This is a genomic window from Leifsonia virtsii (genome assembly GCF_030433675.1).
Classification (GTDB): Bacteria; Actinomycetota; Actinomycetes; order Actinomycetales; family Microbacteriaceae; genus Leifsonia; species Leifsonia virtsii.
The window spans coordinates 333,957-352,807 of record NZ_JAROCB010000004.1 but is presented as its reverse complement, the minus strand read 5'-3'; the positions used below and the strand labels follow the sequence as shown (position 1 = coordinate 352,807).

Here is an 18,851-nt window from a genome sequence, read left to right as displayed (position 1 = left end):
GGTGGTTCTCGTTCAGCGGACGCTCACGGCGGCCGGCAGCTCGGCGGAGGCGGTGACCTGCCCCGCGCCGATCGGCCGCTCCTCGCCGCCGGGCAGCCGCAGGACGCCGTCGACGCCCTCCGGGAGGTCCGCCTCGACGGTGAAGACACCGTCGCCGTCGACGCTCCAGCGGACGGAGACGCGTCCGTGCGGGGTCTCGAGCGAGGTCGCCGCCTCGGTGAGGCCGCCTCCCGGCTGCGGCGCGATCAGCACGCGGGCGTAGCCCGGCTCGAGTGCCGACAGACCGCCGACGACCCGGTGCATCCAGTCGGCGACCGCGCCGAGGGCGTAGTGGTTGAAGCTCGTCATCTCACCCGGGTTGATGGTGCCGTCCGGCAGCATCGAGTCCCAGCGCTCCCACACCGTGGTCGCGCCCATGGTCACCGGGTAGAGCCAGGACGGGCACTCCTTCTCCAGCAGGAGACGGTAGGCGACGTCGGTGTGCCCGGTGCGGGTGAGCGCGTCGGCGATGAACGGCGTGCCGGCGAAACCGGTCGAGATGCGGTAGCCGGCCTCGGCGGCGAGCTCCGCGAGCCGGTCGCCCGCGACCGCCTCGTCGGCCTCGGACAGCAGGCCGAAGACGATCGCGAGGGCATACACCGTGGTGCAGTCGCTCTTCACGATGCCGCCGTTCACGTACTCCCGGTCGAACGCCGCGCGCAGCGCCTCGGCGTGGGCGGCGAACTCGGCCTGCTCCGCGGAGCGCCCGAGCACGCCGGCGGTGTCGGAGACGATCTTCGCCGACCAGTAGGCGCAGGCCGTCGCGACGACTCCCGTGTCGGCCTTCGCCTTCGCCGGGTTCTCCGGCGGGGCGTCCGGGTCGAGCCAGTCGCCGAACTGGAAGTTGCCGTCCCACACGCCGGAGGGCGAGAGCAGCGACTTCACCCGGCGCACGTGCAATGCCATCGAGTCGAACTGGCGCTCCAGCACGGCGGTGTCGCCATACGCCTGGTAGAGGTCCCACGGCACCCAGACCGCCGCGTCGCTCCAGATGGCGGTGCTGTCGGGCTTCCCGAAGTCGGCGGGGTGCGGCATGTACTTCAGCACGTCCGGGATGACGAAGCCGACGATACCGTCGTTGTGGCGCTGCTCCAGGTCGAGGTCGACCAGCCAGTCGGAGAGGAACGCATCGACGTCGTAGAGGAACGCGGCGGTCGGCGCGAAGGCCGCGATGTCGCCCGTCCAGCCGAGCCGCTCGTCGCGCTGCGGGCAGTCCGTCGGCACGTCGACGAAGTTGCCGCGCATCCCCCAGACGACGTTCTCGTGGAACTGGTTGAGCAGCGGGTCGGAGGTGTGGAACTCGCCGATGCGGGTCAGCTCCGAGCCGATCGCGACGGCGGTCAGGTCCTCCGCGCGAAGCTCGCCCGGCCAGCCCGTGATTTCGGCGTAGCGGAAACCGTGGAAGGTGAAGGTCGGCTCGAACTCGTCGACCCCGCCGGAGAGGATGTAGCGGTCGGTCGCCTTCGCCGAGCGCAGCGGCCGCACGCCCAGCTCGCCGTGCTCCAGCACCTCGGCGTGGCGGATGACGACCTCGGTCCCGGCAGGGCCCTGCACACGGACCTTGATCCAGCCGACCAGGTTCTGCCCGAAGTCGACCAGCGTGGCACCGGAGGGCGACGTGGAGATTTCCTGCACCGGCAACGCGGCCCAGCGGGTGACCGCCGGCCCGATATAGGGGGTGAGACGGGAGGTGTCGAACTCGACCGTGCGCACGCCCGCCCAGCCGTCGCCCGCGAACCCGGGCCGCTTCCACGAGTCGTCGCGGCGGCGGGCGTCGATCGTCTCGCCGTCGTACAGGTCGTTGGCGAGGATCTCGCTCGGGCCGGCGGTCCACTCCTCGTCCGTCACCACGAGCTGGGTCGTGCCGTCGGCGAACTCCAGCTCCAGCTGGGCGAACGCGCCGAGGCCGTCGCCGTACCAGGCTTCGCCGCCGGTCCAGCCGAGGCGCCCGCCGAACCAGCCGCGGCCCAGCGCGATGCCGAGCACGCTGGTCTCGTCGACCAGGTCGGTGACGTCGTAGCTGGCGTAGCGCAGCCTCCACTCGTAGGCGCTCCAGCCGGGGGTGAGCAGGTCCTCCGACACCGGCCGGCCGTTCAGCCAGGCCTCGACCACGCCCTGCGCGGTCAGGGTGAGGGTCGCGCGGGTGAGGGCGCCGTGGCCCTCCTCGACGCGGAACTCCCTGCGCAGCAGCGGCGCCGAGTCGAGCTCCTGTGCGGGTGCGATCAGTCGGGCGTGCCAGTTCATCGGTGAAAGCGCTCCTGTTTCGTGTGCGGTCGTCGTCGTGTCGTCGTGGATGGTCATGTCAGCCCTTCACCGCCCCGCTCGTCATTCCCGCGATGATCTGCCGGTTGAAGAAGATGTAGGCGACCAGCGGCGGGATGGTGATGAGCAGGATGTCCATGAAGAGCAGGTTGTAGAAGCTCAGGTTCTGGCCGGAGAACGTGTAGAGCGTGGTCTGCACGGTCGCGTTGTCCGATCCGGGGAGGAAGTACAGCGGACCCTGGAAGTCGTTGAAGACGAAGACCGACTGCACGACGATCACCGTCACGATCACGGGCCTCAGCAGCGGCAGGATGACCTGGAAGAACAGCCGGACCCTCCCGGCGCCGTCGAGCACCGCGGCCTCGTCGAGCTCCTTCGGCACGGTGTTGAAGAACGCCCGGAAGAGGAGGATGCAGAAGGAGAGCCCGAAGGTCGTCTCGATCAGGATCATGCCCGGGATGGTCTTGTACAGCCCGGTCCCCTGCAGCACCCAGATCGTCGGGACCACGGCGGGCGGCACGATCAGGCCGGCGAGGACGAAGAAGTTCACGACCGGGCCCCACTTGCTGCGCTTGCGGGCGAGCACGTACCCGGCCATGGCCGCCAGGATCACCATGAGGGCGACCGACCCGACGGTCAGCACGAACGAGTTGAGGAAGGCGCGCCAGATCAGGCCGTCGTTGCTCTCCAGCACCGCGATGAGGTTGTCGAAGAAGTGCCACTCCTTCGGCCAGGTGAAGGCGAGGGTGGAGGCGTCGTCCGGCGACTTGGCGGCCTGCAGGACGATGAACGCCAGCGGGACGAGGAAGACGACGACGGAGACGAGGATGGCGATGACGCCGACGCTCCAGGAGCGGATGCGAGCCTGCTTCACAGCTCCACCTGCTTTCTGTTGAGGAAGTACGAGAGCGGGACCATGATCACCGTCACGACGAGGAAGAGGATGACGTTGCCGGCGGTCGAGAGGCCGTAGAAACCGGCCTGGTACTGCTTGTAGATGACCGACGCGAGCACGTCGCTGGTGAACCCGGGACCGCCGCCGGTGGTGGCCCAGATGATGTCGAAGGAGCGCAGTCCGCCGATCAGCGACAGGATGATGACGGTCGCGGTCGCGCCCCGGCTGAGCGGGATGGTGATGCGTCGCAGGATCTGCCACGAGGAGGCGCCGTCGATGCGGGCCGCCTCGAAGTACTCGCTCGGGATGGCGACGATGCCGGCCATGAAGATCAGCGTCGCGATGCCGACGCCCTTCCAGATGTCGACACCGGCGATGGAGTAGAGCGCGAGGTTGGGGTCGGTGAACCAGCCCGGCTGCGGGAGCCCGAAGAACCCGAGCACCGCGTTCACCATCCCGTGGAAGGGGTCGAGCAGCGACTTCCAGAGGATGCCGACGCCGATGGTCGACAGCAGCACCGGGAAGAAGACGATGGCCCGGAGGTAGCCGCGGCCGACGACCGGCCCGGTCAGCAGCAGGGCCAGCAGGAAGCCGATCACCACCTTCGCCGCCGAGGTCAGGAAAGCGTAGATGAAGGTGTGGATGAAGCTCGTGTAGAGCTGCGGGTCCTGGAAGAACTGCACGTAGTTCGCGAACCCGATGAACTGCGAGTCGAACAGCGACCAGCGGGTGAGCGAGAAGTAGAACGAGGAGAACGTCGGGATCGCGAAGAAGATGACGTAGAGCGCGATCGCGGGGATGAAGAACCACGTCGGATACGCGGATCGGATGCGGGACTTCCGTGGCTTCACGGGCCCGGGGCTCCTGCCCTCCGTGATGATGTCGGCCGCTTGCACTGCGGTCGCCGGGGTGGCCGTCGACATGTGTCTGCTCCTCGTCGAGTCTTCAGTCCGCCGGTGGTGGTCGGACGCCGGTGGTCGTCCGGCGGGTGGCCGTCCGGACCGGCGAGGGGGGATCGCCGGTCCGGAGGGGTCTCACCAGCCCTTGATGCCCAGCTGCTGGGCCTGAGCCTTCACATCCTGGTCGTACAGGGCGGCGCCCTGCTGCGCGGTCGAGATGCCCGAGCCCACCTGGATCAGGATCTTCTCCAGGTTCGGGCCCTTGATCGGCGACAGGAACTCCAGCGCCAGGCCGGTCTTCTTGTCGTCCTGGTACTTCAGCACATCCTTGACCAGCGCGGGCGCGTTGGACGGAAGGGTGCAGGCGCTCGTCGCGAACGGACCGCCCGGCGTGCCGACCTTGTTCTGCAGGTCGCAGCCGGTGGGCGAGTTGATGAACGCCACGAGCTTCTTCGCCGCGGTCAGCTTGTCGCCGGTGGTCGACTTCGGGATGTACGCGCCGTTCGACTCCCACACCGTCGCGTGGGGCTCACCCGAGTCCGGCGGCACGGCGAAGTAGCCGATGTCATCGACCTGGTCGGGGTTCGACTGGACGACGTTGCCGATGACCGCGGAGAGCATCGGGTACTGCGCGCCCTCGCCGGTGGCGAGCATCTTCAGGGCGTTGACGTTGGTCAGGGACGCGAAGTCCTTGTTCATCAGCCCCTTGTCGAAGATCTCCTGCGTGTGGGTGAAGCCCGCCAGCGCCGGCTCCTTCGCGTACTTCGCGTTCGACTTGTTGGCCGTGTAGTCCTTGGCCCAGTTCGGGTCCTTGGCGCTCACGTTCGCGAAGTCGGCGAGGACGAGCAGCTGGCTGGTCCAGGTGTCGCCGTACGACTGGATGACCGGCGCGATGCCTGCGGCCTTGATCTTCTCGCTGTTGCTGATGAACTCGTCCCAGGTGGTCGGGACGCTGAGGCCGAGCTTCTCGTAGACCTTCTTGTTGTAGAGGATGCCGCCGTCGAAGGTGGTGCCCCACGGCGCTCCGTACAGGCCCTTGTCGGTGCTGACGGTCTTCTTGAAGTCGCTGGTCAGGTCCTTCGTCCAGGCCTCGTCGGTGAGCGGCTGGAGCTGGGAGTCCGGGCGCAGCGCCTGGAAGAGCGAGCCCGAGTTGTAGAGGAAGACGTCGTTCATCTCGCCCGTGGAGAGGCGCGTCTTGATCAGGTTGTCGCCGTCGGTGCCGGCCGGGCGGGTCTCGACCTTGACGGTGATGCTGGGGTTGGCCTTGTGGAACGCCTTGGCGAGATCGTTCGCGAACTGCGTGTTCACGGGGTCGTTGCCGCCCGCGAGCAGCGAGATCGTGGTGGATCCGCCGGAGCCACCGCTGGACGAGCAGCCGGCGAGCGCTGCACCGAGCAGCGCGGCCCCGCCGAGAATGGCGGCGACCCTCGTCGCCGTCCTCCGAGTGAACATCCAAATACCTCCTTGTATTTTGAAGCGCCGCCTCGCCTCGGGTGTGTGTTGCGGCGGGTTTTGAAACGCTTCATCGAACCATAGGGGCAGGGATGCGATGACGTCAAGAAGTTTTTCGTAACGATTCAATCCCTTGAATCCTCGTTGCATCCGCCGCGGCGGCGTGGATAGACTTCGCCGACATCGCACTCGCGTCATTGCGTCGATTCAACGGCGAAATCGCATAGGATTCGAGCGGAAGGGGGACCGGATGGCCTCGGCAAGCGTGAAAGACGTCGCCGCGCTGGCCCGCGTGTCGGTCGGGACCGTCTCCAACGTCCTCAACCGGCCGGAGCTCGTGGCGCCGGAGACCGTGGAACGCGTGACGCAGGCCATGGAGAAGCTCTCCTACGTGCGCAACGAGGCCGCCCGCCAGCTGCGCCTCGGCCACAGTCAGGCGCTTGGGCTGATCACCCTCAGCGGCGGCAACCCGTTCTTCACCGACCTGGCCACCGCGGCCGAGGACGCTGCGGCCGACGCCGGGTTCTCGGTCATCGTCGGCAACAGCAACGACCGCAAGGACCGCGAGGCGGGCTACCTGAGCCTGTTCGAGGAGCTCCGCGTGCGCGGAGTGCTGCTCTCCCCCGTCGGCGACCCGGCTGCACGGCTGCGCCGCATGCGCGACCGCGGCATCTCCGCCGTGCTCGTGGACACGGTCAGCACCGACAGCTCCTTCAGCTCGGTCTCCGTGGATGACGTCGCCGGCGGTGCGCTCGCAGCGGCCCACCTCATCGGGTCCGGCCGCCGCCGGCTGGCCTACGTCGGCGGACCGATCGAGATCCGCCAGGTGCGCGACCGCCTCGCCGGCGCGCGGCAGGAGGTGGCGAAGCACCCGGGTGTCACGCTCGAGGTGGTCGACGTGGGAGCCCTCACCGTGCAGGAGGGTCGCGCGGCCGGAGCCGTCATCGCCTCACGACCGGTCTCCGACCGGCCCGACGCCGTCTTCGCCGCCAACGACCTGCTCGCGATCGGCCTGCTCCAGTCGCTGTTCATCAACGGCCGGCTCGCCATCCCGCAGGAGATCGCCCTGGTCGGCTACGACGACATCCAGTTCGCCAGCGCCTCCGTCGTCCCGCTCACCTCGGTGCGCCAGCCGAGCGCCCTGATCGGCCGGACCGGCGTCGAGATCCTGCTGCAGGAGGCGGAGGACCCCGAGCTGCAGCCCCGCCACGTGCTCTACCAGCCGGAACTCGTCGTCCGCGAGAGCAGCGCCGGCTGACGCGCCGCACCGCGCCGCGCCGCTGAGCGTCGAATCGATCCGAATCTCCGTCCGGGCTGACTTACGGCGGAGATCCGAAGCTGCCAGCTCCGAATCTCCGACCGAAGCGGAGGCACGGAGTCGTTCGCAGCAGACGCCGCGGGCCGCTGGGCCGCTAGGATCGGCTGCAACTGCGACGGAGGGGGACGTCATGGAATCGAAGCTGCGACCGAAGGTCGTGCTGTGGTGGGGCATCGGACTCGCGCTCGCCGGAGTGCTGCTGACATTGCTGCTGCCGCAACTCTCCTACTCGCTCATGCCGGACCCCAGCTCGGCCACAGGCGTCGACCAGGGCTTCCTGGTGCTGCTCAGCCTCGTCATCCGCATCGTCGGCGACCTGCTGACGCCGCTCGGCGTCGCACTGATCGGCGCGTCCGTCGTGATGGCGTACGTCGGCCGGCTGCTCGCGGCCCGCGAACCGGAGACCGAGACCGCGCTGGACGAGCAGTGACATCGGACCCGCTCAGCAGCCTCGCGCTGTCGGTGACGCTCTCCGCGGCCGCCCTGTACGCGCTGTACTGGACGGTCCGCCGCGCGGTCGCCCACGGCATCCGGGATGCCGCGTCCACCGGGGAGCAAGGGGGCGAAGGGGAGCCGCGTGAGGGATGACACCGCCCCGCAGATCGGACCGTACGACGTCGAACGGTCGGCACTCGCGCTCGACGGCGAGCGGCTTCAAGCGCTCCTGACGAGGATCGGCGCACCGACCGAGACCCTGCCCCCCGCCACACCGGACGACGGCTGGCGCGTGCTCGCGGAGGCGCCGACCGGCGAGGGTTCGCTCCTGCTCGGCCACCCCGCCGACCCTGCTCGCAGCCTCTGGCACCTCGCGCACGTCAGCGGCACGGAACCCGCCCGCGTCACCGTCCAGCCCGACCCGCAGCCGCTCCGTCGGAGCGTCGCCGAGCGCCGGGCCGGGCTGGCCATCCGCTGGCCGGCGATCACGCGGGAGCTGCTCGACGTGGACGCGCTCGCCGTCGACATCGTCAACGAGGGCGCAGAGCGCTGGTTCCCGGATGACGACTCCTTCTACGCCACCGCGTCCCTCGTCCCCGCCGGCGGCTCGAGCGGCGGCGGCTTCTTCTTCGCCTGGGCATCAGGGCAGGATCGCCCGCTCCCGCTCGATCCGGGCGACTACCTGCGCGTCCACGCCCGCATCGACTCCTCGCAGTGGCGGGACGCGCAACCTGGGCCCTACCTCATCCACGCGTTCACCCCGACGCTGCGGCTGACGACCGCCGAGCCGCTGCGCATCGAGCTGACCCCCGAGCTCATCGCCGCTCACCGACCGTCGCCGCATCGGGCGCCGCCGCCCGCGGGCCATGAACGCCAGGCGACCGAGGACCGCCTCCGCATCCTCCATGCCTACCGCGCGGCGCGCGATCGCTTCCCGGAGCTCGTCGACGCCATCCGCGACGCGCGCGACGATCAAGCGGCACTCGCTCGGATCGCGGAGCTGCTCCACATCACCGACGACGCCGCGCAGGCGGTCTACAACCTGCAGCTCCGCCGACTCCGGATCGGCCCGCAGGACCTCCTCGCGATCGAGACCGAGGCGCTGGAGCAGCGCCTGCGCGACCTCGCCTGATCGCGGGAACAGGAAAGGCGCGGCACCCGTCTCGCGACGGGGCCGCGCCTTCCGGAGGGAGCGCTCGGCTCAGCTCTGCTGCCGCTCGGCCTTCGCCTTCAGCTCCTCGTACTGCTTCCGCACCTCGGTCATGTCAAGGCCGCGGATCTGCTGGATGAGGTCCTCGACGGCCTCGCCCGGAAGGGCGCCGGCCTGCGAGAACAGGGGGATGCCGTCGCGGTACGCGATCAGCGTCGGGATGGACTGGATGCCGTACGACGCCGCCAGCGCCTGCTGCGCCTCGGTGTCGATCTTCCCGAAGGTGATGTCGGAGTGCTTCTCGGACGCCTTCTCGAAGACGGGGGCGAACATGTGACACGGGCCGCACCAGTCGGCCCAGAAGTCGAGCAGCACGATGCCGTCGGCGACGGTCTGGTCGTGGTTGGTCGAGGTGATCTCGGTGGTTGCCATGTGTGGTGAAACACCGGCGGACCAGGCGGTATTCCGCTCACCCTCCCCGGCGGCCTGTGAAGACGGTGAACGCCAGCGGCACGACCGAGGCGGCGAGGAACACCGCCCCGAGCACCTGGTCCGTGGTGTGGATGATCGCCCCGGCGATCACGACGCCGCCGAAGACCACGCCCGCCACCAGTCGCCGTGCCGCCCGCTCGAGCCGGCCGACCCGTTGCTCGAGGCGCGGCGCGTTCACCGCGATCGAGCCGTCGTCGATGCGCGTGACGAGGTCGTCCAGCCGCTTCGGCAGCCGCCACGCGATGGTCAGGTTGTCGAGCGCCTGCTTGGCGATGTCCTGCCCGAGGTTGCCGCGCTCGTCGCGCAGCAGCTGCGCCGCGTACGGCTCGACCGAGTCCCACAGGTTGAACGACGGGTCGAGCGCGCTGCACACGCCGGAGGTGAGGGACATGGCCCGGATGATGAGCAGGAAGTTCTCCGGCAGCTGGAACGGCAGGGACCGCACCACGTCGCCGAACTCGACGGCGAACTCCCGGAACTCGCGCGGGTCGACCTCGCGCAGCTCGGCGAACCCCATGCCGCCGAACCGGGCGAACAGGTGGGTCATCGCCCGCTCCAGCTCGGCCGTGTCGGCGGTCGGGAGCAGCACGCCGACGTCGCGGATGGCGTCCACCAGACCTTTGCCGTCCCGGGACGCCGCCGCGATCAGCAGCTTGCGGAGGCCGCTGCGGGTGCCCGGCGGCACCTCGCCCATCATCCCGAAGTCGACGAAGGTGAGCCGCCACGGCCGCTCCCCCGCCGCCTCGGGCAGCGGCGTCACGAAGATGTTGCCGGGGTGCGGGTCGGCGTGGAAGAACCCGTTCGTGAACAGCTGGTCGAACATCACCTCGGCGAACACCGGCGCGACCTCGGCCGGGTCGATGCCGGCGGCGCGCAGCCCGTCGGCATCGGTGATCTTGATGGCGGTCACGTCCTGCAGGGTCAGCACGCGCGTGGTCGTCCGCTCCCAGACGACGGCGGGCACCGCCACGCGGGCGTCGCCGTCGAACTCCTCGGCGAAGCGCTCGGAGTTCGCCGCCTCATGCAGGTAGTCGATCTCCTCCAGGCTGGTGCGTGCGAACTCCTCCACCAGCGCGGGAGCGTCGACCCGGTCGGAGACCAGGCGCACGTGGCTCAGCCAGCGGCCGACGCGGCGCAGGGCGGCGAGGTCGACGTCCACGATCGCGTCGATGCCCGGACGCTGCACCTTCAGCACCACCGCGTCCAGCCCGATGTCGGCCGCGAGCTCCGGGAGCAGCCGTCCGCGGTGGGCCTGCCCGAGGGAGGCCGCGGCCACCGGCACCTCGTCGACGGACGCGAACGCGCGGTCCAGCGGCATCCCGAGCTCGGCCTCCGCGAGCGCCCGGATGGCCGGGAACGGCACGGCCGGCACCTCGTCCTGCAGACCCTCGAGCTCGCTGGTGATCTCCGGCGGCAGCACGTCGAGCCGGGAGGACATGAACTGCCCGACCTTGATCATCAGGCCGCCGAGGTCGACCGCGAGAGCGTGGAAGCGCTGCGCGAACCGCCGCATCCGGCGCGATCGGGTGCGGGCGGCGACCGACGCGAGCCCGATGCGCGGCAGGAACAGCTCGTACCACCAGGTGACGGTGAGGTTCCAGCCGGCGAAGCGCAGGATGCGGCGGTAGCGCGCACGCGTCGCCGGCGTCGCCGCGGGCGCTCCCGTCGCGGCCGGCGCCTGGTCCGACACCCGGGTCAGCCCTGGGCGAGGATCGAGTACAGCTTGCGGCGTGCCTCCTCCAGCACGGCCACGGCCTCCTGCACCTGGTCGGGCGTGCCCGTGCGGTGCACCTGCGCGACCGCCTGCGCCAGCTCCATCCCTGCCTTCGGCAGGGCGCCAGGACCGGCCGTGCGACGCTGGCTTCCCGTGCCGTCGGCGGTGTCGCCGCCGTCGAGCCACGGCGCGCTTCCCTCGCTCGCGGCGACCTCCCGGCCCTCCTCGGTGAGCGCGTAGGTCTTGCGGCCGTTCGACTCCTCCGCAGTGATGAGGCCCTCGTCGGCGAGCAGCTGCAGGGTCGGGTAGACGGAACCGGCGCTCGGCTTCCACGAGCCGCCGCTGCGCTCCTCGATCTCACGGATGATCTGGTAGCCGTGCATCGGCTTCTCGCTCAGCAGGGAGAGCACGGCGGCGCGGACGTCGCCGCGTCCCATCCGGGAGCCGACCTTCTTCTCGAACGTCGACCGCAGCTGCTCGAACGCCTGCCACATGGCGTCCGGGTCCATGCGGGCGCCGAAGCCGCCGGTGGGGAATGAGGTGGACATGATGATCCTCCGATCGTCAGCGATATCTAACGATATATCGTTAGAACGGCTGGCGGAAGGTGTCGGCCGTGCCCGCTACCTTCGAATCAGATGAGAAACACGCCCCGCCGCTCCCCCGCCCGCCGCACGCTCGCCGCCGCCGTCGTCCTCGCCGCTTCGCTGCTCACCACGGGCTGCGCGGGTGCCGCGACGGCGCTCCGCGATCTCCCGCTCGCGACCGGCGGGGCCGACCCGAGCACCACCGCCGCTCCGAGCGCCACCGCCGCTCCGGCCCCGGCCGGCACGGCCCTCGCGCTGCTCGCGACGCTGCCGGTCAAGGGCAGGGCGCCCGCGTCCGGGTACCAGCGCACGGAGGACTTCGGGGCGGCGTGGCTGGACGTGGACCGCAACGGCTGCGACACCCGCGACGACATCCTCTCCCGCGACCTCACGGGCGCCGCCCGGCAGGGCGGCTGCCGCGTGCTCTCCGGGACGCTGGCCGACCCGTACACCGGGCGCACCATCCACTTCGTGCGCGGCGAGAAGACCTCCGCGCTCGTGCAGATCGACCACCTGGTCCCCCTGCAGAACGCGTGGGTCACCGGCGCGCAGCGGTTGAGCCGCGAGCAGCGCGTCCGCCTGGCCAACGACCCGCTCAACCTGCTGGCGGTGGACGGCGCTGCCAACCAGAGCAAGTCCGCCGGGGACGCCGCCACGTGGCTCCCGGCGAACAAGGCGTTCCGCTGCGAGTACGTGGCCCGGCAGGTCTCCGTCAAGGCGGTCTACGGCCTGTGGGTCACGCCCCCGGAGCATGACGCGATCGCGCGTATCCTCTCCACCTGCCCGGCGCAGCCGGCCGAGCCGTCCGGGCTCCCGCCGACCGCGGGCTGAACCGTCATCGAGATGTCTCCGCGCCGCAATCGTGCGGAAACACGCGGTGCGTAACGTCTGAGCATGGGCCTGTTCTCTTTCTCCGAATGCGCACACTGCGGCGAGCAGCAGCCGGTTCTCGGCGACGGTCGGCTCGCCATCCACTTCACCCGCGACGGCGAGCGTTGCGGCGGCTCCGAGCGCCGCAACGACAACGACGGCGTCAGCAGCGAGCAGGCGCGCCGCATCGAGGCGCAGCTGCGCCTGGCGCTCCGCCAGGTGATGGGAGCGCGGACGGCCTGACGGATCCGCTCCGATAAACCGCGCCGGGAGGCGGGTCAACCACCCTTCGGGACCTCGCAGGGTGTCCGCACGAACGGTCCAGACGGGGTCCGTATCGTCGCCGGAGCCCGCGGTCCGATGCGGCCGGCACACCGGTCGGCCGCAGCGCGGGCACGGAAAGGATCCCATGATTCAGACGAAGAACACCTCCGTTCGGAAGAGCAGCGCCTTCACCGCCAAGCGGGCGGCCGTCGGCGCAGCGTCCCTCATCGCGGCGACCGCCCTGGTGGGGGTGGGGGCTCAGGGCGCGTTCGCGACGACGGTCGACGGCGGTGCCTCCGGCTCCGGCTCGTCCTCGTCGGCGACGGCGCAGGCGCACGTGTCGACGGATGCGGGCCACGACCTGTTCGCCGGCCACCTGAACGGCGCGAAGGCCCAGGCGCTCGCCAAGCGTGTGATCGCCGACAAGCCGCTGCTCGCCCTGCTGCCCGACTCGCTCCAGCGCGACGTCACGACGCTCTCAACGGCGGCGGCGAAGGATCGCACGGCCGACGCCAAGAAGATCGTCCGCACGGCACTCGACGGCGGGTACGGCAGCGCCATCAAGGACCTGGCCACGCACCTGAAGGATGCACGGGACGACCGCTCCGGCCTCTCCGGGGTGAAGGGCCTTCTCGACGACCTGCGCTCGGGCGACCTGTCGTCGCCGCAGCTGGGCGACACCGGCGCCGCGGTCGCGGTCGACGTGACCGGTGACGCGCAGCTGGCGGCCAAGCTCCCGGATGCGCTGCGCACCGACCTCGGTCAGCTGGCGTCCGCGCCCGCCGCCGAGCGGACGGGCGACGTGCAGAAGATCGCGGCCACCGCGCTCGCGGGCGGCTACGGCGACGGCATCCAGCAGCTCGCGCAGCAGGCCGAGCAGGCTCTCGCCTCCGGGCACTGACCCTCGCGCACGACGACGGCCCCGGCGCTCCCCGCGCCGGGGCCGTTCGCGCGCCACGTCGGTCCTTGCGGCGCGCCGGACGGATGTGGTGGCCTGGTGCCGTGATGTCGAACTTCTTCCCCATGGATCCCCCACCGGACGAGAGCGGCGGCTTCCCCACGACGGAGCAGATGCCGTGGTGGCGGCCGCCGGAGGACGAGCTGCCTGTGTTCCTGTCCGTCGGCGAGCGGATGGCGGTCACCCCGCGGGTCGCCGTGGTGCTGACCGGCGCTCGCGTGTTCCGCAGCGGCGTGGAGTTCCGTCTCGAGCGGCACTTCCGCCGGGGCGACCTGACGCAGCGGGAGTGGCAGCTGGAGCAGTGGGGCTTCCACGGTCCGCTCGGCCCGGGTGACCCGGGACGCCTCCGCTACGGCGTCGCGCTGGGCGACGGCGAGAAGGTGCTGCTGGACTTCCCCGGCGGCGGCTCCCCCTTCGACGAGCCGCCGTTGCGCTCACTCACCCAATCCGACCAGACCGGCTCGGGCTCTGCGGACTACTACCGTTCCTACGACGGCCTCTGGCTGTGGCCGCTCCCGCCGGAGGGTCCCCTGGAGGTGGTGCTGGAGTGGCCGGAGCAGGGCATCCCCGAGACCCGGGCGGTCCTCGACGGCGGCCGCCTGCGGGAGCTCGCCGCCGGGGTGACGAGCATTTGGGACTGACCCGTCGTCGCCTCACCGGAGCGATCGCAGTGGTCGCGCTGCTCGCGAGCGGCATCCTGCTCGCCGGCTGCGTCACGCCCGTGCCGTTCTGCGCCGGAGCGGCCGTGCGACCGCCGCTCATCGGTGTGGATGCGCAGGGCTGGCATCACGCGCATCCTGGGGGCACCGTCCACGCCTGCTACGACGGCACCTGCGATCGGGAGGACGGCACGACGGACACCGTCGAGATCGTGGTGCCGCGGGGCGACGCCGACGGCCGGAAACACGACCTCGCCGTCACCATCACGGACGCGACGGGCACGACCGTGAGCAGCGAACGCATCGCCCTGGTGCGGATCCCCGGCAGGCCCGGAGGCCCCTGCCCGTTCCCCGACCAGTGGAGCCGGGCGGTGCTCGTGCGCAACGACGGCACCCTCCAGGTCGGCGGCGCGGACGACGGCAGCATCATCGTCCCCACACCCTGATCCGCCGACCGGACGGTCAGTCCCGCGGGTCCCGCGGCAGCTCGGTGTCGGCCGGCGGCAGCTCCGCGGGCTCGGCAACCGGCTCCCCCGTCTCCGCGTTGAGCGCCTGCTGCCCCGGCGGCAGGTTGGACAGGTCGGGCGCGATCACCGTCGCGGGGGTACGGGAGTCGGGGAGGCCGAACACCGCCTCGGTGCCCTGCGCGGTCAGCACCAGGTCGTCGGAGCGCCGCGGCAGTGTGCGGCCGCGGAAGAAGTCCGGCCGGACGATCCGCCAGATCACCAGGAGGATAACCCCCAGGAGCAGCCCTCCGACGCCGACCACCGCCTCCGCGCCAATGCCGAAGATGGTCACGTTCTTGCCGGCGTCGTCGGTCAGCCAGTCGGGCTGAGCGAAGTTGTAGACGCCGTAACAGAACACCGCCAGCAGCATCAGGCCGCCCGCGAGCGGGAACAGCCCGCGGAAGATCACCGTGCGCGCGCTGCGGAACAGGGTCTTGCGGTAGAACCAGACGCAGGCGAACCCGGTCAGCCCGTAGTAGAAGGCGATCATCAGGCCGATCGAGCCGATGAGGGCGTTCAGCAGGCTGACGCTGATCGCGGTGAAGATCAGGTAGAAGAGCGCCGAGACCAGCCCCATCCCGATCGTCGACCAGGTCGGGGTGAGGAAGCGCGGGTGGATGCGGGCGAAGCGCTCCGGGATGGCCTTGTAGACCGCCATCGAGAGCGCCGTGCGGGCGGTCGGGAGGATCGTCGTCTGCGTCGAGGCCGACGCCGAGGTGAGGATGGAGAAGCCGAGCAGTGCCATCAGGATCGTCCCGACCGGTCCGCTGCCGAACAGGGTCGGCCCGATCGCAGAGAACACGTCGGAGGAGTTCGCCGGGTTCGCCAGCCCGATCCCCTTGTCGCCGACGCCCGCGAACGCGACCGTCGCCACGGTGACCAGCGCGTAGGTGGCGAGCAGCAGCAGCGTCGAGATCACGGCCGCCCGCCCGGGCGTCTTGCCCGGGTCCTTCGTCTCCTCGTTGACCGACACCGCCGTGTCCCAACCCCAGTAGATGAAGATGGCGGTCAGCAGCGCCGGGGCGATCGTCTGCCCGAAGTCGAGCGTGAACGGGTTGAACCACGACCATTGCGGGATCAGCGAGTACGGCTCGGCGTTGCCGGTGTAGACCTTCACCAGCGCGAACACGGCGAAGAGGATGAGGATGACGACCTCGAACCCCAGCAGCACGTACTGCACCCGGGCGGAGACCTCGATGCCGCGGTAGCAGATCCACGTCATCAGCGCGATCCACACGAGCCCCGCGATCGTGACGGCGACGTCGTTGTTGGCCAGGTCCGCGACGCCCGGCAGCCCGAAGCTGCCGACGAACGTGTACGAGTACTGCCCGGCGATCTGCGCCAGGTTCGCCATCACGATGACGTCTGCGACGATGATCCCCCAGCCGCCCATCCACCCGGTGATCGGGCCGAACGCGCGCGTGGCCCAGGTGAACGTGGTGCCGCAGTCCGGCTCGGCCTTGTTCAGCTCCTGGTAGGCGACCGCGATGAGGTACATCGGCACGAACGCCAGCAGCACGATTCCCGGTGCCTTCACGCCGGCCGCGAGCGTCCCGCCGACGACGATGAAGCCGAGGCTCGCCGCGAGGCTGTACGCCGGCGCGGTGGACGCGACCCCCACGACCACGCTCGACAGCAGCCCCAGCGCGCCGCCTTTGAGGCCCTTGCCTTCCGGCTCCTGCCCGGTGGGGTCGCCGGGGGTGGGTGGGCGCAGCGCGGACATCAGCAGAACAGCGCCCACTCGCCGCGGGACAGCGAGGCCGCCTTCCCGCGCAGCAGCACGTTCCAGCGCCCGTCGTCCCGCGAGACGTACTGGACCAGGATGGTGCTGTACCGCCACCCGTCGCGCGACCGCGACCAGTGCACCAGCGAGATGTACTGCCCCGGTCGCAGGTACGGGACGGCGAAGCCGTCGTCGGTGCGGGTCGGGGCGTCCGGGTCGACGTCGTGGTCGACGGTGAGATCCTCCGGAGAGCTGCCGATCATGCGCGCCACCTCCTTCTGCGCCTTCGCGGAGGGCCAGGGGTCGGGTACCCGCCGGCGGCGACCGCTCATTACGGGAAGTATCCGTACCGCGAGGACGGGGGCCTTAGGGCTTAGGTCCCGCGGCGTAGGGTCGAGGCCTCGTGTGGACTTTGTACCTGGAGGTAGGTACAGTTGCCACCATGACGACGCGAGACGACCTGATCGAGGCCACACGGGAACTCATGTGGGAACGCGGCTACGGAGCGACGAGCCCGAGGGAGATCCTGGATGCGGCCGGGGCCGGCAAGGGCAGCATGTACCACCACTTCCAGGGCAAGGAAGCGCTCGCCCAGGCTGCGATCGAGCGCAACTCCGAGCAGATGAAGGCCCAGGTCGGGGCCTCCCTCGGCTCGGGGTCCAGCGCCGTCGAGCGGGTGCGGGCGTACCTGACACGGGACCACGAAGCGGTGATGAAGGGCTGCCAGTTCGGACGCCTGGTGCAGGAGCCCGAGGTGATCGACTCCCCCGCGCTTCGGACCGAGGTGGGCGAGATGTTCGCGTGGATCCGCGGGCAGCTCGCCGCTGTCATCACCGACGGGGTCGAGCGCGGCGAGTTCCGTGCAGACCTGGACCCGGTCCGCACGGCGGCGGCGGTCGCGGCGGCTCTGCAGGGCGGCTACGTGCTGGCGCGCGCGGCACAGAACGCCGCCGTCTTCGACGACGCGGTCGAGGGCGTTCTGGCCCTGCTCGAAGCAGCGCGCGCGTGACCGCGATCGCGGCGCCCGTCCGCACCGCATGGTCGGCGCGCGGCTGGGCGATCTACCTGGGCTGGATCGTCATCACCCTGGACGGCAGCGCGCTGAACCTCGCGCTGCCGAGGATCGCGGACGACCTGAACGCGCAGGCGGGAGGAATCTCCTGGGTGGTCGACGCGTATACGCTCCCGCTGGCGTCCCTGCTCCTCCTCGGCGGGAGCCTCGGCGACCGGGTCGGCGCAGAGAGGCTGTTCCGTGTCGGCGCGATTGGCTTCGCCGCGGCCTCCGCCGCGTGCGCGCTCAGCCCGTCGATCGGGGTGCTGATAGCCTGCCGCGCGGCGCAGGGCGTGTTCGCCGCGCTGCTCCTCCCGATGGTCCTCGCCCTGGTGGGCAAGAGCTTCGACGACCCCGGGCACCGTTCGACCGCGGTGAACATGATGACGGTCTTCGGTGGCGCCGGGATGGCCGTCGGGCCGTTCCTCGGCGGCCTCCTGACCGACACGGCCGGCTGGCGTGCCGTGTTCTGGCTCACGGCGCCCATCGCGATCGCCGCGGCCGCCCTCGTGGGCAGGGCGGACCACCCGCGCGCCCGGCGCGACCGCCCCCGCCTCGACCTGGCCGGCCAGCTCATCGGAACCGCGGGACTCGTGGCCGTGGTCGCCGGACTCATCGAGGCGGGCCGGGACGCGAGTGCGCCACTCACCTGGATCCTCCTCCTGGGCGGCGTGCTGCTGCTCGCCGTCTTCGTCCTGGTCGAGCACCGTGCGAAGGCCCCGATCATGCCGCTCGGCGTGTTCCGCAGCCCGGGTTTCGCCGGCGCGGTCGTCGGCGGTTTCGCCTTCCAGTTCGGCGCCTACGGGCTCCAGTTCTTCCTCGCCCTGTACATACAGACGGCGTGGGGCGTCTCGGCACTCACGGGCGGCCTGCTGCTGGGATCGTTCGCCCTCGGCACCATCCTGGCCGGCGTGCTCGTCAACCCGGCCCTGCTGCGACGCGGAAACCGCCGGATGATCCTCATCGGATCCGGGGCCGCCGCGGCCGGAACCCTTATGCTGCTCGGCGCGCTCGGCGTCCAGCAGTGGTGGGTGCTCGTGACCGCGGAGTTCGTCGTCGGTGCGGGCACCGCGATCTACTCGACCGCGCTGAACAGGACCGCGAGCGTGTCGCTCGGGGCCGAGTCCGCAGGGCTCGCCTCGGGGATCTACAACACGTCCCGGCAGGTGGGCCAGGCCGTGGGGATCGCGGTGCTGGGGGCGCTCGCGGCGCTCGCGGATGCTCGTGTCGGGTACGTCGCGGCGGTGCTGGTGATCACCTGCTGCACCGCTGTGATCGCGGGGACGGCGCTGCGGGCGCGCGCATCGGAGGCCGCCCAGGCGGTGTGATTTCACCACACGCAAATTGGGGGCGCGACGCCATCGACGCAGCAAATACGGTTGGCAACGAATATCGCTTCTTGTCGAGTCACGATGATCCGGGGGTAGAAAGTGCGCTTCCACCGCGCTCTCAATGGAGTAATCGCTTCTACAGTCGTTGCGGTAGCAACGCTAGCGAGCTACTCGCCACCTGCCGCCGCAGATGACCCGCCTACAGGCTCAGGCCTCGACAAGTATCAACTCGTCGTGCCAGGTTCC

At 70.5% G+C, this 18,851-nt stretch carries 20 protein-coding genes; 11 read left to right on the top strand and 9 right to left on the bottom strand.

Features of this window, described 5'->3' with window-relative positions:
• Positions 1–12 precede the first annotated feature (12 nt).
• The 4 genes from P5G59_RS15770 to P5G59_RS15755 all read right to left on the bottom strand — a co-directional run bounded on the left by P5G59_RS15770 (position 13) and on the right by P5G59_RS15755 (position 5,547).
• A complete protein-coding gene (locus P5G59_RS15770; protein WP_301219947.1) occupies positions 13–2,283 on the bottom strand; it encodes an alpha-L-rhamnosidase in 2,271 nt (756 codons plus the stop codon).
• Positions 2,284–2,341: 58 nt separating this feature from the next.
• A complete protein-coding gene (locus tag P5G59_RS15765) occupies positions 2,342–3,175 on the bottom strand; it encodes a carbohydrate ABC transporter permease (protein WP_301219946.1) in 834 nt (277 codons plus the stop codon).
• Positions 3,172–4,119 carry a carbohydrate ABC transporter permease gene (locus P5G59_RS15760; RefSeq protein WP_301219944.1) on the bottom strand — a complete coding sequence of 316 codons (948 nt, stop codon included), beginning with the start codon at positions 4,117–4,119 and terminating at the stop codon, positions 3,172–3,174. Before P5G59_RS15760 ends, P5G59_RS15765 begins: the two co-directional genes overlap by 4 nt.
• A gap of 111 nt (positions 4,120–4,230) precedes the next feature.
• The gene (locus tag P5G59_RS15755) at positions 4,231–5,547 is read right to left on the bottom strand and encodes an ABC transporter substrate-binding protein (protein ID WP_301219943.1); all 1,317 of its coding nucleotides are present in this window, start codon (positions 5,545–5,547) and stop codon (positions 4,231–4,233) included.
• Positions 5,548–5,797: 250 nt separating this feature from the next.
• Here P5G59_RS15755 and P5G59_RS15750 point away from each other — a divergent pair, with 250 nt between their 5' ends.
• From P5G59_RS15750 to P5G59_RS15735, 4 genes are all read left to right on the top strand, one after another.
• Positions 5,798–6,805: a LacI family DNA-binding transcriptional regulator gene (locus P5G59_RS15750; RefSeq protein WP_301219942.1), complete on the top strand. Its 1,008-nt coding sequence runs from the start codon at positions 5,798–5,800 to the stop codon at positions 6,803–6,805.
• Between the two features lie 190 nt (positions 6,806–6,995).
• Entirely contained in the window at positions 6,996–7,295 is a 300-nt protein-coding gene (locus P5G59_RS15745; RefSeq protein ID WP_301219941.1) for a hypothetical protein, read from the top strand.
• Positions 7,292–7,453: a hypothetical protein gene (locus P5G59_RS15740; protein WP_301219940.1), complete on the top strand. Its 162-nt coding sequence runs from the start codon at positions 7,292–7,294 to the stop codon at positions 7,451–7,453. The genes P5G59_RS15745 and P5G59_RS15740 overlap by 4 nt, the downstream gene beginning before the upstream one ends.
• Entirely contained in the window at positions 7,443–8,432 is a 990-nt protein-coding gene (locus tag P5G59_RS15735; protein ID WP_301219939.1) for a hypothetical protein, read from the top strand. Before P5G59_RS15740 ends, P5G59_RS15735 begins: the two co-directional genes overlap by 11 nt.
• A 69-nt stretch (positions 8,433–8,501) precedes the next feature.
• Here P5G59_RS15735 and trxA read toward each other — a convergent pair whose 3' ends face one another.
• The 3 genes from trxA to P5G59_RS15720 are packed head-to-tail and all read right to left on the bottom strand — an operon-like array spanning position 8,502 to position 11,204.
• A complete protein-coding gene (gene trxA, locus P5G59_RS15730) occupies positions 8,502–8,882 on the bottom strand; it encodes a thioredoxin (RefSeq protein WP_301219938.1) in 381 nt (126 codons plus the stop codon).
• Positions 8,883–8,919: 37 nt separating this feature from the next.
• Positions 8,920–10,632 carry an ABC1 kinase family protein gene (locus P5G59_RS15725; RefSeq protein WP_301219937.1) on the bottom strand — a complete coding sequence of 571 codons (1,713 nt, stop codon included), beginning with the start codon at positions 10,630–10,632 and terminating at the stop codon, positions 8,920–8,922.
• 5 nt (positions 10,633–10,637) lie between these two features.
• The gene (locus P5G59_RS15720) at positions 10,638–11,204 is read right to left on the bottom strand and encodes a PadR family transcriptional regulator (RefSeq protein WP_301219936.1); all 567 of its coding nucleotides are present in this window, start codon (positions 11,202–11,204) and stop codon (positions 10,638–10,640) included.
• Positions 11,205–11,294: 90 nt separating this feature from the next.
• On the opposite strand from P5G59_RS15720, the gene P5G59_RS15715 reads away from it, so the two are divergent.
• The 5 genes from P5G59_RS15715 to P5G59_RS15695 all read left to right on the top strand — a co-directional run bounded on the left by P5G59_RS15715 (position 11,295) and on the right by P5G59_RS15695 (position 14,440).
• A complete protein-coding gene (locus tag P5G59_RS15715; protein WP_301219935.1) occupies positions 11,295–12,074 on the top strand; it encodes an HNH endonuclease family protein in 780 nt (259 codons plus the stop codon).
• 63 nt (positions 12,075–12,137) lie between these two features.
• Positions 12,138–12,356 (top strand): hypothetical protein, encoded by a 219-nt coding sequence (locus P5G59_RS15710; protein ID WP_301219933.1) that lies wholly within the window; start codon positions 12,138–12,140, stop codon positions 12,354–12,356.
• A 166-nt stretch (positions 12,357–12,522) separates the two neighbouring features.
• The gene (locus tag P5G59_RS15705; protein WP_301219932.1) at positions 12,523–13,278 is read left to right on the top strand and encodes a hypothetical protein; all 756 of its coding nucleotides are present in this window, start codon (positions 12,523–12,525) and stop codon (positions 13,276–13,278) included.
• A 122-nt stretch (positions 13,279–13,400) separates the two neighbouring features.
• Entirely contained in the window at positions 13,401–13,976 is a 576-nt protein-coding gene (locus tag P5G59_RS15700; RefSeq protein WP_301219930.1) for a hypothetical protein, read from the top strand.
• Positions 13,967–14,440 (top strand): hypothetical protein, encoded by a 474-nt coding sequence (locus tag P5G59_RS15695; RefSeq protein ID WP_301219929.1) that lies wholly within the window; start codon positions 13,967–13,969, stop codon positions 14,438–14,440. The genes P5G59_RS15700 and P5G59_RS15695 overlap by 10 nt, the downstream gene beginning before the upstream one ends.
• Before the next feature lie 16 nt (positions 14,441–14,456).
• Here the strand turns inward: P5G59_RS15695 and P5G59_RS15690 are convergent, their stop codons facing one another.
• Together P5G59_RS15690 and P5G59_RS15685 are read right to left on the bottom strand one after the other, a co-directional pair.
• Positions 14,457–16,223 (bottom strand): APC family permease, encoded by a 1,767-nt coding sequence (locus P5G59_RS15690; protein WP_301219928.1) that lies wholly within the window; start codon positions 16,221–16,223, stop codon positions 14,457–14,459.
• Positions 16,223–16,555 carry a hypothetical protein gene (locus tag P5G59_RS15685; RefSeq protein ID WP_301219927.1) on the bottom strand — a complete coding sequence of 111 codons (333 nt, stop codon included), beginning with the start codon at positions 16,553–16,555 and terminating at the stop codon, positions 16,223–16,225. The genes P5G59_RS15690 and P5G59_RS15685 overlap by 1 nt, the downstream gene beginning before the upstream one ends.
• A gap of 110 nt (positions 16,556–16,665) precedes the next feature.
• On the opposite strand from P5G59_RS15685, the gene P5G59_RS15680 reads away from it, so the two are divergent.
• Both P5G59_RS15680 and P5G59_RS15675 read left to right on the top strand, forming a co-directional pair.
• On the top strand, positions 16,666–17,232 hold the full coding sequence (locus P5G59_RS15680) for a TetR/AcrR family transcriptional regulator (RefSeq protein ID WP_301219926.1): 567 nt from the start codon (positions 16,666–16,668) through the stop codon (positions 17,230–17,232).
• On the top strand, positions 17,229–18,602 hold the full coding sequence (locus P5G59_RS15675) for an MFS transporter (protein WP_301219925.1): 1,374 nt from the start codon (positions 17,229–17,231) through the stop codon (positions 18,600–18,602). The genes P5G59_RS15680 and P5G59_RS15675 overlap by 4 nt, the downstream gene beginning before the upstream one ends.
• Positions 18,603–18,851: the final 249 nt, after the last annotated feature.